This is a genomic window from Rothia sp. HMSC036D11, assembly GCF_001814205.1.
Lineage (GTDB): Bacteria > Actinomycetota > Actinomycetes > Actinomycetales > Micrococcaceae > Rothia > Rothia dentocariosa.
Window position 1 is genome coordinate 192,686 of record NZ_KV815277.1, and the last position, 13,197, is coordinate 205,882.

Consider the following 13,197-nt stretch of genomic DNA (forward strand, 5'->3'; position numbering starts at 1 on the left):
CGGCGAGCGGAAGGAGCCTATGTTAAATGTCATGGATTGCCGAACCGATTTCAAGGTCGATTTTTTGGCGCGAGGATGCCCTAGCCTGCACCCCTGACGAATGTCACGGGTACGCCGAAAAAACGGGGATACGCTATTGCATATTCGGTGTTCACGACAAGAGCATAAGGCAGGTTGAAGCACCTATGGCAGGTATCTCTGGTTCCTCCTTACCCGAGGGTGTATCCACCGCGAAAACGCAGGGTGGACTTATCGTCACGGAGTTATGCAAGTCATTCGGCAAAACCCGTGCGAATGACGATATTAGTGTGCGGCTTATACCCGGGGAGGTAACGGCGCTGATCGGTCACAACGGTGCCGGGAAAACGACGTTTCTTCACCAAATTGTGGGGCTAACAAAGCCGGATGCGGGGAGCATCATGTACGACGACACCGACCTCATTGCCCACCCGGCGCAAGCCCGGCAGGTATGCGCGATCATGCCACAGGTCGCATCGTCCCTGGAGGGAATAACCCCGCGCCAGGCGATAGCGACGGCGGTTCGCATTCGCGGGTTGAAGTCGAAGCAGGCGCAACGGGCCGTTCAGAAAACTCTCGATACTCTCGATTTAGGGGATTGGGCGGATAGGCCGGGACATAAGCTCTCGGGCGGTATCAAGCGCTTGACCTCATTCGGTATGGCGGTCACCGCGCCCGCCCCCATCTATCTCTTCGACGAGCCCACGAACGATGTCGATCCGGTGCGCCGTGAACTACTGTGGACGATGCTGCGAAGGCGCGCCAAGCAGGGGGCCACGGTGCTGATCGTGACCCACAACCTCCTAGAAGTAGAGCGCCATGCCGATAGGTACCTGCTATTTAATAAGGGGCGGCTAGTTCGTGATGAACCGACAAGCGCGTTGGGTTTGGCGGAAGCAAAAAGTACGCTTTCAATCACGGCTACCCCGGAGTTCCTTCAAGAACTTCGCAGCGTGCTAGATGTAAAAAAATCATCCTCACTAGGGAATATGCCAGATACGGAATATATCGAAAAGCGCATAGAAGGCGACTCCTCCATCCCTCGGGAGTTTACCGTCACCCTGAGTACCGATGCGCTTGAGCTAGCCTTACCCCATGTACTTTCAGGAATTCGTGCGGGATGCGTCGAAAGCTACCGCATAGGCTCGGCATCTTTGGCCGATAACTATGAGGAGATGATTAACCATGACTAGCGCCCTCGTTCCCTCACGAATTTCGACGGTACGCGCCACGGTCGAGCTGATCCGCTGGTCGCTGATTCGTAACGCCATCAATGCGCCGCTTTTTGCGGTGGTGCAGGTCCTTTTAGCGTTTGCACTTCTTTATGGCATGTCTTTCTTCATGCCGCATCTTGACCGGAATTCTGCAGAATATTTGGCGTCCGGTGCGGTAACGGTGAACTTCATTTCTATGGGGTGTGTAATAGCTCCGCAATTTATTGCTGCCGCTAAGACGAACGGCATGTTCGACTATCAGCGTTCCCTTCCGGTCCCGCGCCTGGCGATTCTGGCGGCAGATGTACTCGTTTGGGCAGTTCTCGCTCTTCCCGGCATTATTGCGGGCGGTGTAGCCGCGAAGCTCAAATTTGGTTTTGATGTGAACCTGAATATCGGCGCTATTGCCGTTGTGTTCGCGCTTCAAGTTGTTATGGCGGTATTAGGGTTTATGCTTGCGTACTGGGTTCCAGCGTCACTTCTGACTATCGTGACGCAGTCTATTACCTTCATGGTTTTGCTGTTTGCACCGATTAACTACCCGCCCGAGCGGCTGCCCGACTGGTACGTGCACGTTCAGCAATTCCTGCCGTTCGTGCCTGCGGCAAACCTTGTGCGAGCCGCCCTCTTCGACATCGGCCAGATACAGATCGTGGACGTAATAGTCGTCGGTTTTTGGGGCCTTCTGGGATGCGCATCCGCACTGTGGGCCCTTGCCCGCAGGGACTAACATGATGTGAATATTCTCCACGCTCAGGGTCTGCTCGGAGGCACGGGCACTATTTCTGCGATAAAAGTAACATTAATCCATATACGAAATATGCGAAATTTATTTTCTTTTATTTCATTTATTCCTGTAGACTGTAGAGCACATACCCCAGCGTTGCAGATGCGCTGAACCGAATGTAAGCGCATGCGGGGTACCTGTACGTGATATCTAACAGCGAGGTACATCATGACCACTTCAACGCTGACCCGTGCGGATTTAAACGACCCGCAGCTACGCGAAGAAGTACAGAAGCTCATCCCTGGTACTCGTAATGAGCATGGAGATACCACTGAAGTCTCGTTCTTTCTGCAAGTACAGGGGAAGGACTCGGAGGAACTTGGCCCTAAACTATCGGGGTTGATTCGTGAGCTTATCGCAGCCGTTCGTTCCGGTGAAGATCTGGCTATAGTCTCCCAGGCGCGAGTATTTACCACGACCGCCGCCGCGAAAGAACTGGGTATATCACGGCCGACTCTCGTAAAAATGATCCGTAACGGAGAAATTCCCGCACATAAGGTAGGCTCGCATTTCCGCATTATGCGCGAAGATCTGGAATCATACCAGCGCGCCCAATTGGAGCGCCAGAAACAGGCACTCATGAAAATCTGGGATATAGAGGCAGAACTCGGAATTCGCGAATAATTCAGATGTACGCCCCGTTACTTTGCTAGACTAAATAGCATGAGCAACGGGGCGACTTCTATTCTTCTAGATACCAATATTCTGCTGAGTAAAACACTCAGGGATTGGATACTTCTTCCTAACCAGATACTAAATAAAAAGTACTTCGATATACACACAACACAGAATATTCTCGACGAGTGGGGGTACCACTGGCTTAGAGAAAATCCAACTGGAAATGACGCTGCACGGGTGAAGGTTAGAGAGCAGATAGGTAAATCTGTGTTCGTGTTAGAAGGTTACCCTATCTCCTCAATACAGGGATACCCCGATAAGAACGACCTTCATATACATGCGGCAATGATGGAGCATAATATTGACTACTTGGTCACCAACGACAAAGCTCTCTTGGATTACTGGGAAACGAGCGAAAATACCGACGAGCCCTTACCCTATGTAACCATCAGCGCTGATGATCTTCTCATGACCTATGCAGAAAAATCTTTTGGCAGAGCAGATAGAAATTCTCTTGTTATGCGAAAGGCGGATCTCGCAGAAATATATTTATTCCAAGAAAGATATTTCATTTATAAATATGGCGAATCAGATTTATGTGGGGCGCTTGAAAGAGCTGATGCTCCTCGTTTTGCTCACTATTTACGGCATCATATAATCCCACATCTGCCTGAGTGACCGATTCTTTGCCCTCCTAAAAGAGCCTTGATTGTGAATAAAGCATTGGAAATATCCTCTGTATTCACGATCAAGGCTCTTTTTATTACCACCCCATGGAAGGGGTGAAAGAACACGGCGTCTACAACCGGTAGAAGCCTTCCACCGCGCGGGTCAGGTATGCCATATCGTGAACGTGGCACATTTCGCGCATCGAATGCATCGACAGTAGTCCGATCCCCACATCGATGGTGCGCATCCCCAACCGGGTGGCGGTGATAGGCCCGATCGTGGAACCGCAGGGCATATTGTTATTCGACACGAACTCCTGGTAAGGAACGTCCGCCGCCTTGCACGCCGCCGCGAAAATACCGGCACCCACCGCATCGGTTGCATATCGCTGATTCGCGTTGATCTTCAGCAGCGGGCCAGCACCGGGAAGCGGGCGCACCGTCGGATCATGATGCCCCTGGTAGTTCGGGTTCACCAAATGCCCGGCATCCGCCGAAAGGCACACCGAATCGGCGAGCGAGCGGCGGTACTCATCCTGGCTCTCTCCGCGAGCCTGCGAGAGCCGCACCAGCACATCCTCCAGGAACGGACCGGCGGCGCCGCTGCGGGTTTCAGACCCAATCTCTTCGTGGTCGAATCCTGCAAGCATCACGGTATGCGCTGAGTCTTCGTCAGCATTCTCGGCCACATAGCGTTCCAAGGCGCACAATCCGGCATGAACCGACGAGAGATTATCCAACCTGCCCGAGGCGAAAAACTCTCCGTCTCGCCCGAAACGGCGGGGTTCCTGCGCATCTGCAAAGAGCACATCGTAACCGACGATCTGTTCCGGATCTACCGGACCGCCCTCGTCGATGGTCTGCTGCGCCAAATAGGCGAGCACATCGTTCTCGGTATCGTCCACGCCCCAAATGGGGTACATATTGAACTGTTTATCGAGGGTCAGCTCATTACGTTTATGGTCCAGATGAGGGGCCAGCTGCGGCACACGCGCTAACGGCCCAGTCACCACATAGCGGTCTTGAAGGGTGCCGTCTTCCCGAAGTACCGTCAGGCGCCCGGCGGCGCGCAGCTCACGATCCAAAAAGGAATTAAGCAGTGCGCCACCGTAATTTTCGACGCCCATCTGATGCCATCCTGCCGCTGTCACCGACGAACTCGGCTTGAGCTTAAGCGACGGCGAATCCGTATGCGCACCCAGCACCCGGTAACCGCTCGCCTTCTGTGCCCGCCGACCGCCAGCCCAAGCGATGATCGCGCCGTCACGCATCACAAAATGCCTGCCGACGGCAGCCTCATTCTGCCACGGCTCGGTTTCGTTCAGCTCGGTAAACCCCGCCGCCTGCAGGCGCCGTGCCACGGTTCGCGCCGCCAGATATGAGACGGGCGAATTGCAGACGAACTGGGCGAGGTCTTCGATATTTTTGACGGCATCAACGGTCATACTATGCGCCTACTTCTTGGGTTTGGGAATGACGGGGAACGCTGAGGTCCACGGTGAAGCGTCGGTTGATCCCTGCTTATGCGATTGTGCGGCTTCCGGCGAGATTTTCGGAATCGGAGCGGTAGCCCAGGGAACCTCTGAGGTGTTCTGGGATGCCTCCCGCTGAGCCCGCGAGGTCTGCGAGACTGCAGCCGAGCCGTCCGCAGCCGCCTTCTTCGCGGCAGATGTGCTCTGCCCGCTTTCCTTTTGCCGGGCGGTTTCTTTCTGCTGAGCAAGGGCCTGAGCTTTGGCACGTTCATATGCTGACAAGGCATTTTGCACGGGAATGCTCATTGTGGAGGTATCCGGCGCGTAGTTCTTCGAGGAAGGGTTCTTCGTATCGTCTGCCTGCGCAGTGGATGCGCTAGCGGCTTCCTTCTGCGGCGCGGCTGCATTCGATACAGACCCCTGTGCCCCGGAGGCACGCACCGAAGAATCGGCCCGATTCGAGCCCTGCTGAGTCTTCTGCGCGGAGGCGCGCGCAGCTTTCTGCGCCGCATCCAGGTCTATGCCTGACGGAGCCTTTTCCGATGCTGCGGGGGCAACCACGGCAGGCTTGAGCTCATCGGCGATAGTCCTCGCCTGTGCAGACTGCGCGGGGTTATCGGCGATCTGCGCTTCTTTCCCGGTCGCGCGGGCTGCGGTATTCGCGCTCGTCGGACGCTCAGCCTGTGCTGATTCGTTAGTGTGTACCGGCTTTTGAGGCTGTGCCGGTTCATGAGCCTGTGCCGGTTTGGTAGTTTGCGCCGGTTTCTGGGACTGGGCTGACTCATGAGTCGGCACAGATTCATTGACCGATGCAGGCTTACCGATCGGCGCAGACTTATTAGCCGACGCCGAACCGTGAGCCGGTGCCGAACGTTCGGGCTGCGCGGGGGCAGAAGCCTTGGCCGACGTATCATTCTGCTCGCTCTCGCGGATGCCTTCCACAGGCTTCGCGGCAGTTGCCTGCGCAGCCGGTTTCTCCGCGCTATTCCGCTCGGACGCACGATGCTCTTCAGCCGTTTGCGGGCTGGCGGGGGCAGACGGAGACGCCGATTTCGCCGAAACATTATCCTGTGCGGGCTTGGCATTATCAACCATAGGTGCAGCAGGTTGTACAGGTTGTGATTGTACCGGCGCCTGCGATCCTTGCGGTGCAGAAGCAGAGGTATCAGCAGCAGGTGAAGCAGTAGCATTTTTCACGGACATACCGGGCTGCACAGCCGCATGCGCAGCGCCCGGAGCCGGTGCTGCGGTGGCTGGCACATCTGAGGAAGAAACGGGCGCTTCCACACCCATTGACGCACCCTCAGCCGAGGAGGCGGCAGCCGCATCCTGGCTCTGATTCAGAGCGGCTTTCCTCTTTTGCCGGTAGGTGTACATGTACACAAGCCCGGCGAAGGCAAGCTGCAGAATAAGGGCCTGCACAAAGTCAAGCGCCTGAGCCTCATGATTCGCGTCAAAGGGGTCAGCCAGACCCAGCAGCCCAAGGATGATACCCGAAATATTATTCGCAATATGCAGGCCGATACCGGCTTCAAGACCACCGGTGTACCAGCACAAGAACCCGGCGATCAGAGCCATCGTCAGCACAGAAAGCAGACCCCACAGTCCGTAACCATGCAGCACCATAAAGATAGGTGCCGGAATAATAATTGCCCAAGCGGGGTTCTTCAGCCACCGACCCACGGTCTGCATGAGATAGCCGCGGAAGAGCAGTTCCTCGGCGTAGCACTGGAACGGAACTATCAACAGAATAAGCACAATGTACAGCCAGAACATGCCGGAATTCAGCGGATGCACGCTGTTCTGCGTGGTCAAAGAACCAGCCAGAACCAAGTTCCCCACATTGTAAAGACCGAAAATGAGGAACCCAAAGCCTAGGAAAACACCTAAATAGGACCACCGCATGCGGCCCGCAATGGAGTGAATTAGACCTAAGGGTTTGAAGTTGGTAATCAGGCGCGCAATGAAAATCGCCGGAATCACCGGAATGATGCTGATAAAGAACGTGATAAAAACAAGCGGGGTCTTAAAAACGTTCGCGTAAACACGCTGTAGATCGGTCAGGTGATCGTAGGGGACGCGCAGCATCACGGCGAATGCTAGCAGCGCAAAGCTCACAATCAGCAGGAGCACAAAATAGATGCTGGCAATCAGCAAGCCTTCAAGAACCGGGGTGAACCAACGCGCACGCGGGTTCACATACGATAACCGGTGATAGGGCAGTTCGCTAGCGCGTTCCAGAAGCTCCTTACGGGTAAGGCGGTTACTCCTGTAATACTCAGCGGAGGCGAAGGTAGACTCAGCGCCGTACCCGTAACTTTCTGCCTGATGCGGGCTCAGCATCGTGGGCATATTTTGGGTATTAGTAACTGCGCCAGGTGGTTGGTTTGTTGGAATGAACTCAGAACCGTGATGTCCGGGTTCCTGCTGGTGATTAGTGCTCATAGTATCCATAATAGAGGGGACCCTCCCCCGAATGTCACACCGGGGCCATCTGTGCGGGTTGCCTTACGGTGTAATAATTTACCTGCCTATGAACTTTTCGGGCTTATATTTTATGGGAAATATGCCATAATTTGAGGGTTACCGTAGTTTAAAATTTGAGGCTACTCGTGCCTACGCTTCCGGGTGTTTTTGGCGCCAGTAGTGAAGGAAGGTTCAGATGGCTCTCGTCTTCAATCCGCCCCCAAATTGGCCCAAACCGCCTGCCGGGTGGTCTCCTACCCCGACGTGGCGGCCCGATCCCGCATGGGGTCCTGTTCCCGAAGGTTGGCAGCTGTGGGTTGAGGAGCCCGAGCCTGAGAATGAGCAGGCACCCTCGACGGCGGAGTCTTCATCTGCCGCATCGGGCTCTTCTGAGGGTTCTTCCAGTGTGAAGCCCTCGCCATCGTCAAGCTCTGAGCAGAGCGGTGAGTCTGCGCAGGCTTCCGCCCCGAAGCAGCGTACCGCGCCGACCATTTCCGAACAGTTTGCCGAGCAGAAAACTTCCCATCAGCAGACCCCTGAGCAGAAGACTCAGGCGGAGTCTACCCACGCTCAGGATGCAGCGTCCGGGGGTTCCGAGCCGCGCGAAGCCGCGGGTGAGCGTGCGGGCGCATCCGGTTCGGGTGCAGCGGCAGGCTCTTCGTCCGAGTCGCAGGTGCGTTCCGAGCAGAGCACTTCTGAGACTCCCGTGAACCGTCAGAGCGGCACCGCCGAGGCTCCAAAGCCTCAGGTTTCGGAGCCTACCCGCGAGCCCGCTCGCGATACCCACAATGCCCCGTCCACGCCGGAGGCAAGCGCACAGCAGCCGGGAGTCGCGCAGGGTTCGGGTGTTTCTTACGATGCGCGAGAGCCCCTCAGCGACGCACAGGATTCTCAGAGGTCCGCGGGTTCTGCCTCTGCAGCAGGTGCCGAACGACCCGAGGCTGCACGACAGGAGCCTGTATCGTCAGAGTCCGCACAGCAGCAAGTTCCTTCACGCGAGTCGCGCCCCGAGCAGTCTTCGGATCAGTCTCAGGGTGAGCCTACGGATGCGCGCCCCCAATCCGATGCGCGCGATTCGACTGATTCGCGTGGTGCCGAGGCTCAGGTATCTTCCCGACCGGCTACTCCCCCGCGCGGCACTTCCCAGGTTCCTCCCACGCAGCAGCGTTTTGAGGGGCAGCCTCAGACTCCCGTGAATCAGCAGCAGTCGGGCTTTGCCGCGCAGAGTTCTCAAGAGCAGAACGCTCAGAACCGGGGTCAGCAGGCTCAGCCTCAGCAGCCCGCGCAGTCTCAACGCGTTACTCAGACCCAACAGCCCGGGCAATCTCAGCAGCCGCAGTCTTACGAGGCCCAGCGTCAGCAACAGGATTCTACACAGCGCCAGCAGAGCTTCAATCAGCAGCAGGGCTCTGGCTCTGATCAGCCTCAGCAGGATTTTGCGCAGCGTCAGTCGAGTTCAAACGTTTCACAGTCTCAGACACCGGGAAGCGGCTCCCAGCAGCAGGGATTTGCATCGCAGAATTCCCAGCAGAATTTTGGTGCTCAGTCTCAGCAGGACGCACAGTCACAGCAAGGCTTTAGCGGTCAGGCTCAGCAGAATCGGGCGCCTCAAGCGCAGGGTTCGCAGAACCAGCAGCAGCCTCGCGGGTTCGATGCGCAGGCTCCTCAGCCTTGGCAGAATCAGCCCGGGCAGCAGTTCAGCCAGTCCCGTGAGCAGAATCAGGCTCAGCCGCAGCAGCCCGCACAGTCTCAGCAGGGGCAGCAACCGCAGTCTTACGAGGCCCAGCGCCAGCAAGAATTTGCCCAGCGCCAGCAGCAGGATTCTACCCAGCGCCAGCAGCAGGATTCTATACAGCGCCAGCAGAGCTTCAACCAGCAACAGCAGGGCTCTGATCAGCGTCAAGGTTTTGCGCAGCAGAACCAGGGATCCGAGCAGCAGGGATTTGCCGGGCAGAACGCTCAGGAGCGAAGCGCTCAAGCGCAGGATCCGCGAACCCAGAGTACCCAAAGCCAGGGCGCTCAGAACCGAGATACCCAGGGTCAGAGTGCCCCGAACCAGAGTTCGCAGGCGCAGCAGTCCCAGAGTCGAGAGCAGCAGAGCCAGCAGGGGTTCGCTCAGTCGCAGTCTCAGCAGCAGCAATCCGGCCAGGTGCGGCCCGGACAATCCCAGTCAGGATATTCTCAGTCCGGTCAGCCTCAGCAGGGGCAGGGTCAGTCCGGTCAGTCGTACCAGGGACAACAGCCTCAGCAGGGGCAGGATCGGTCACGCTCGGGCTTTGGTGCGGGTGCCGCCGCTGGTGCTGTCGCAGGCGCCGCAGCGGGCGCGGGTGCAGCGGCCTCCTCCGGGGCGGCGGGCGCATCCGGCGCTTCGGCTCAGCAGCAGGGTTCTCAGAGCCAGGGCGTGCAGGGTCAGAGCGCGCAGAGTCAGAATGCCCAACAGGATCAGAGCTCTCAGTCGGGACAGAATCAGCAGCACTCGGTGCAGAACGCTTCCAACCAGCAGGGTAACCAGTTCCAGGGGCAGGGTCAGCCCAACCAATTCCAGGGCTCGCAGTCGCAGCAGAACCAGCCTCAGCAGGGTCAGTACCAGGCCGGTCAATCGCAGCAGTTCCAGCAGCAGAACGGTGCTCAGAATAATAACGTTCAGAACAGCGGTTTTGCTCAGGGTTCGTACAATCAGAACCAGTCGAACCAGAATCAGCAATACTCCGAGTCAAACACCTCAGATGCGCTCAACGGGTTCACTGCGGCGGCAGCATCCGGGTTCAGCGATTCACCGTATGCAAACGGTCAGACTCCCTTCAACCAGCCCGAGAAGCCGAAGCGCCCGTTCTTTGCGACTCCCGCTGGGTGGAGCGTCATCGCCGGTGCTGTGGCGCTGTTGATTATTATCATTCTGGTGCTGATTTTCACCCTGCCGCGCGGATCTTCCAATGCAGCAGCATCGGAAAGCCCCGCCGAGTCATCATCGGCAGCCTCGGCATCGTCAGAGAGCTCGGCAAGCTCATCGCCCGCCGAGCTGAAGACTGTTGAGGCGAAACTGCCCAGCGGCGACTTCAAGGAGTACAAGGGCAAGGATAAGCAGACCATCGATATCGAGAAGCCCAAGGGCAACGATTCGAAGGCTATCGTCTACTACGAGTTCACCCCCTCCAAAGAATCCAATTCGCGCCACTCCTTGGAGGGACGCACGGGGGACGATAAAACTTCCAGCTTCGCTCTGTACACCTCCGCGCTGACCAAAGATAAAATCTCGGGCACCCTGTGGATGGACTTGAAGACTTCCAGCCCCACCCGCAAGGTGAATGTCGATAGTGAGGGCGAGTGGCTTATTCGCGTCTACGATGCTTCCTCCGCACCCAAGATTTCTAAGGGTGAGAAGATCAGCGCCGCGTTCAACTCCTACGCCGTGATCTACTCGGGCGGCTCGGGTACCTTGGAGGCTGGCTACGAGCGCAGGCCGGTAATGAACCTGCGCGTGATGGATGCGGCCCGCTCGAACGATGTCATCTTGGAATCCAGCACCTCAGAGTTCCAGGGCACCGCGAAGTTTGACGCCTCCGAAGATGTTTACTTGGCGATTAACTCCTTCCAGGGCACCTGGAACGTTGGTATTCGCTAGGTAGCCGATAACTTCTTGGTCTAAACCGAGATAGAGAAGACCCCCGCATCGTGATCAACGATGCGGGGGTCTTCTGCGCGGTTCGCAAGGCTATGCCGAGTTCGGGGCGTTTGCCGACTCTGCTGCAGGTTTGACCGAAGCGCTGCGTGCTTTCGGGGTGAGGGCCGCCCACCCCCACAGCAGAACGGTCACGATAAAGAGGCACACGATCGGCGTGCCGCCCAGCGCAACACCCGGCGCAGCCAAGAATTCGAGCCCGTTCATATTCCACTGAGTCATGCCGCCGAGCACGCGCGGGGAAATATAGAGCCCCACAACGCCCACCCAGGTCAGGATGCGCGCCACAGTCATCGCAGCGGGCGGCAGGTATGTGAAGAACTCGCCGAATGCATCCACAATAAGCACGAGAATCAGAAGCGGCAGAAGCACGTTATGATGCGACCAGCTGATCGGCGAGAGGCTGACCATGAGGAACCCGGTCACCGCAACCTGGGCGAGAACCTTGTTGCGGCGTTCGAGCTGATAGAGAATCGCGGCGGTGAGCACGACGGAGAGCACCGCCAGCAGGTAGAAACAGAGCTTGGCGGCGGTTCCGTTCAGCCCATAGTGCATAAGCCAGCCCTGAATCGAAATATTATCGACGAAGTTAATATCGCCCACACGCGAAGGATCTGAAACCGCGTGGAACCAGTACTGCGGGGCTTCTTGCGGCAGTAGCACAAAGCCGAGGGCAATGGTGGCGAGGAAGGTTGCACCGAGGGTGATAATGCCCTTCCAGTCGCGGCGCACCAGCAGAATAAGCCCGAACACGAGCGGAGTCAGTTTCAAACCGCCAGCGATACCGATAAGTACTCCGCGCGGCACACGTGTTGCCGGGCGCAGAAAATCGGCAAGAATCAGCACCATAATGATGGGGTTAATCTGCATAAGATCGAAGGTACGCCGCCAGGGCCCGCAGAGCATTACCACTATGGTGAGTGCGGCGATCGTGCCGTAACGCCCGAGCTTATCCTGAAGCGGTAAAGGTCGGCCATGTGCATTGGCATAGGAGTACATGATGCTGGAGAGCCACCAGGCGGCGGCGGTCGTAATAAGCACCATAATCGCCATACCCACCTTGAGCGGTATGAAGGCGAACGGCAGGAAGACTAGCGCCGCAAAGGGCGGGTAGGTGAACGGCAAATCCAGCACGCCGATGCTCACCATAGCGCGCCCATAAAGTTCTTTGTCGAAGCCTTCATTATCGAAAATGGTCATGGCACCCATGCGGTAGATCGAAAAATCTAGACCGCCGTAGGTGTTCACGAAGGCTTCAAAAATATAGCCGCCCACCACCATGAGGATGAGCGCCACTACTGCAAGTTTGCCCAGAACCGGAGTCTGGGCGCGGGATTCAGTCATGGCGTATTAGTACCTGTCTTACTGAGCTGAAGTTCTCGCCCTTTAGTGTAGCGTGGATATTCTGTTCGCCGAAAGATTATATTCCCCTTCGGGCATATACCCAGATGAGAGCCTGCCTTTCTGGGGCGACAGATGCTTACGTTAAATATATTGATTGGGTCGCAAGAGGCACACACCAATCGCTGATGTGCAGCGAATGCGGTTCCTCCTCCTATGCGAACAAGCTACCCACGATATATTCCAAATACAAAATATATACTAGTCAGAAGTATTTTCCGAAGATTTTTCGGGCTCAGGTTTCGTGCTGTCGTGAGTCTTACCCTGAGAACTCTGCCCAGAAGACCCGGCGCCTTCACGCGGCTTCACCTTCGCCACCAAGTGCGTACCGCGTTGAGCTCGGGCACGCCGCAGTCCATGACCTGCCGATTTTGCTGCCGCCGAAGATTTCGCTGCGGGTTTTTCATCGGTTTTTACGGAGGCGGCATCGTCGCTGCCCTCGGCGGGCGCATTTTGATCGGAAGACTCGGAGGCTTCGCTATCGTCCTGAACCTTCGCCTTCTTGGGCATCTCGGCGATGCGCACCGCAACCTCTAAGGCAAGTACCGCAAACGCCGCATAGTAGACGATAATCGAGGGGTACAGATAAGGATTTTTCTGATTTACCCCCACCATCGTGACGGCGAAAACTGCCAGCTCAAGGACCACCACCACAAGCTGTTTGGCAGACCCGCCCGGATTCCTCATCATCAGGTACAACGCCATCAGCGTAAAGAGAACGGGAAAGAAGATCTGCCCCGCCACCGCCATTCCGTCTTGGTCATAAGCGTAAATAGCGAGCGCTTGCATTACGGCGGCAACGGCGGCGAGGGGGGCGAGAGTCAGATACTTCATAGGGCTATTCTAGCGTTTACCACTCGCCGGTACCGTACTG

The 13,197-nt window shown here is 56.8% G+C and carries 9 protein-coding genes; 5 read left to right on the forward strand and 4 right to left on the reverse strand.

Features of this window, described 5'->3' with window-relative positions:
• Nucleotides 1–26: 26 nt before the first annotated feature.
• The 4 genes from HMPREF2958_RS01800 to HMPREF2958_RS01815 all read left to right on the forward strand — a co-directional run bounded on the left by HMPREF2958_RS01800 (nt 27) and on the right by HMPREF2958_RS01815 (nt 3,315).
• Nucleotides 27–1,211 (forward strand): ABC transporter ATP-binding protein, encoded by a 1,185-nt coding sequence (locus HMPREF2958_RS01800; protein WP_246827984.1) that lies wholly within the window; start codon nt 27–29, stop codon nt 1,209–1,211.
• Nucleotides 1,204–1,962, forward strand: a complete 759-nt coding sequence (locus HMPREF2958_RS01805; protein ID WP_070696027.1) for an ABC transporter permease — start codon at nt 1,204–1,206, stop codon at nt 1,960–1,962. The genes HMPREF2958_RS01800 and HMPREF2958_RS01805 overlap by 8 nt, the downstream gene beginning before the upstream one ends.
• A gap of 225 nt (nt 1,963–2,187) precedes the next feature.
• Entirely contained in the window at nt 2,188–2,643 is a 456-nt protein-coding gene (locus HMPREF2958_RS01810; protein ID WP_070520488.1) for a helix-turn-helix domain-containing protein, read from the forward strand.
• A gap of 39 nt (nt 2,644–2,682) precedes the next feature.
• The gene (locus HMPREF2958_RS01815) at nt 2,683–3,315 is read left to right on the forward strand and encodes a PIN domain-containing protein (RefSeq protein ID WP_070696029.1); all 633 of its coding nucleotides are present in this window, start codon (nt 2,683–2,685) and stop codon (nt 3,313–3,315) included.
• A 121-nt stretch (nt 3,316–3,436) separates the two neighbouring features.
• Here HMPREF2958_RS01815 and HMPREF2958_RS01820 read toward each other — a convergent pair whose 3' ends face one another.
• Together HMPREF2958_RS01820 and HMPREF2958_RS01825 are read right to left on the reverse strand one after the other, a co-directional pair.
• A complete protein-coding gene (locus HMPREF2958_RS01820) occupies nt 3,437–4,750 on the reverse strand; it encodes a M18 family aminopeptidase (protein ID WP_070696031.1) in 1,314 nt (437 codons plus the stop codon).
• Between the two features lie 9 nt (nt 4,751–4,759).
• Nucleotides 4,760–7,222, reverse strand: coding sequence for a CPBP family glutamic-type intramembrane protease (locus tag HMPREF2958_RS01825; protein WP_246827985.1), 2,463 nt, complete (start codon nt 7,220–7,222; stop codon nt 4,760–4,762).
• 217 nt (nt 7,223–7,439) lie between these two features.
• On the opposite strand from HMPREF2958_RS01825, the gene HMPREF2958_RS10930 reads away from it, so the two are divergent.
• Complete coding sequence (locus tag HMPREF2958_RS10930; protein WP_070696036.1) at nt 7,440–10,865, forward strand: hypothetical protein; 3,426 nt, start codon at nt 7,440–7,442, stop codon at nt 10,863–10,865.
• Between the two features lie 90 nt (nt 10,866–10,955).
• Here HMPREF2958_RS10930 and HMPREF2958_RS01835 read toward each other — a convergent pair whose 3' ends face one another.
• Together HMPREF2958_RS01835 and HMPREF2958_RS01840 are read right to left on the reverse strand one after the other, a co-directional pair.
• Nucleotides 10,956–12,266: a glycosyltransferase family 87 protein gene (locus HMPREF2958_RS01835; RefSeq protein WP_070696038.1), complete on the reverse strand. Its 1,311-nt coding sequence runs from the start codon at nt 12,264–12,266 to the stop codon at nt 10,956–10,958.
• A 258-nt stretch (nt 12,267–12,524) separates the two neighbouring features.
• Nucleotides 12,525–13,157, reverse strand: coding sequence for a hypothetical protein (locus HMPREF2958_RS01840; RefSeq protein WP_048752440.1), 633 nt, complete (start codon nt 13,155–13,157; stop codon nt 12,525–12,527).
• Nucleotides 13,158–13,197 lie beyond the last annotated feature (40 nt).

Excerpts from the sequence above, each read along its gene's own strand:
- HMPREF2958_RS01800 (WP_246827984.1), top strand. The coding sequence starts at position 27 with ATGTCATGGATTGCCGAACCGATTTCAAGGTCGATTTTTTGGCGCGAG.
- HMPREF2958_RS01805 (WP_070696027.1), top strand. The coding sequence starts at position 1,204 with ATGACTAGCGCCCTCGTTCCCTCACGAATTTCGACGGTACGCGCCACG.
- HMPREF2958_RS01810 (WP_070520488.1), top strand. The coding sequence starts at position 2,188 with ATGACCACTTCAACGCTGACCCGTGCGGATTTAAACGACCCGCAGCTA.
- HMPREF2958_RS01815 (WP_070696029.1), top strand. The coding sequence starts at position 2,683 with ATGAGCAACGGGGCGACTTCTATTCTTCTAGATACCAATATTCTGCTG.
- HMPREF2958_RS01820 (WP_070696031.1), bottom strand. The coding sequence starts at position 4,750 with ATGACCGTTGATGCCGTCAAAAATATCGAAGACCTCGCCCAGTTCGTC.
- HMPREF2958_RS01825 (WP_246827985.1), bottom strand. The coding sequence starts at position 7,222 with ATGAGCACTAATCACCAGCAGGAACCCGGACATCACGGTTCTGAGTTC.
- HMPREF2958_RS10930 (WP_070696036.1), top strand. The coding sequence starts at position 7,440 with ATGGCTCTCGTCTTCAATCCGCCCCCAAATTGGCCCAAACCGCCTGCC.
- HMPREF2958_RS01835 (WP_070696038.1), bottom strand. The coding sequence starts at position 12,266 with ATGACTGAATCCCGCGCCCAGACTCCGGTTCTGGGCAAACTTGCAGTA.
- HMPREF2958_RS01840 (WP_048752440.1), bottom strand. The coding sequence starts at position 13,157 with ATGAAGTATCTGACTCTCGCCCCCCTCGCCGCCGTTGCCGCCGTAATG.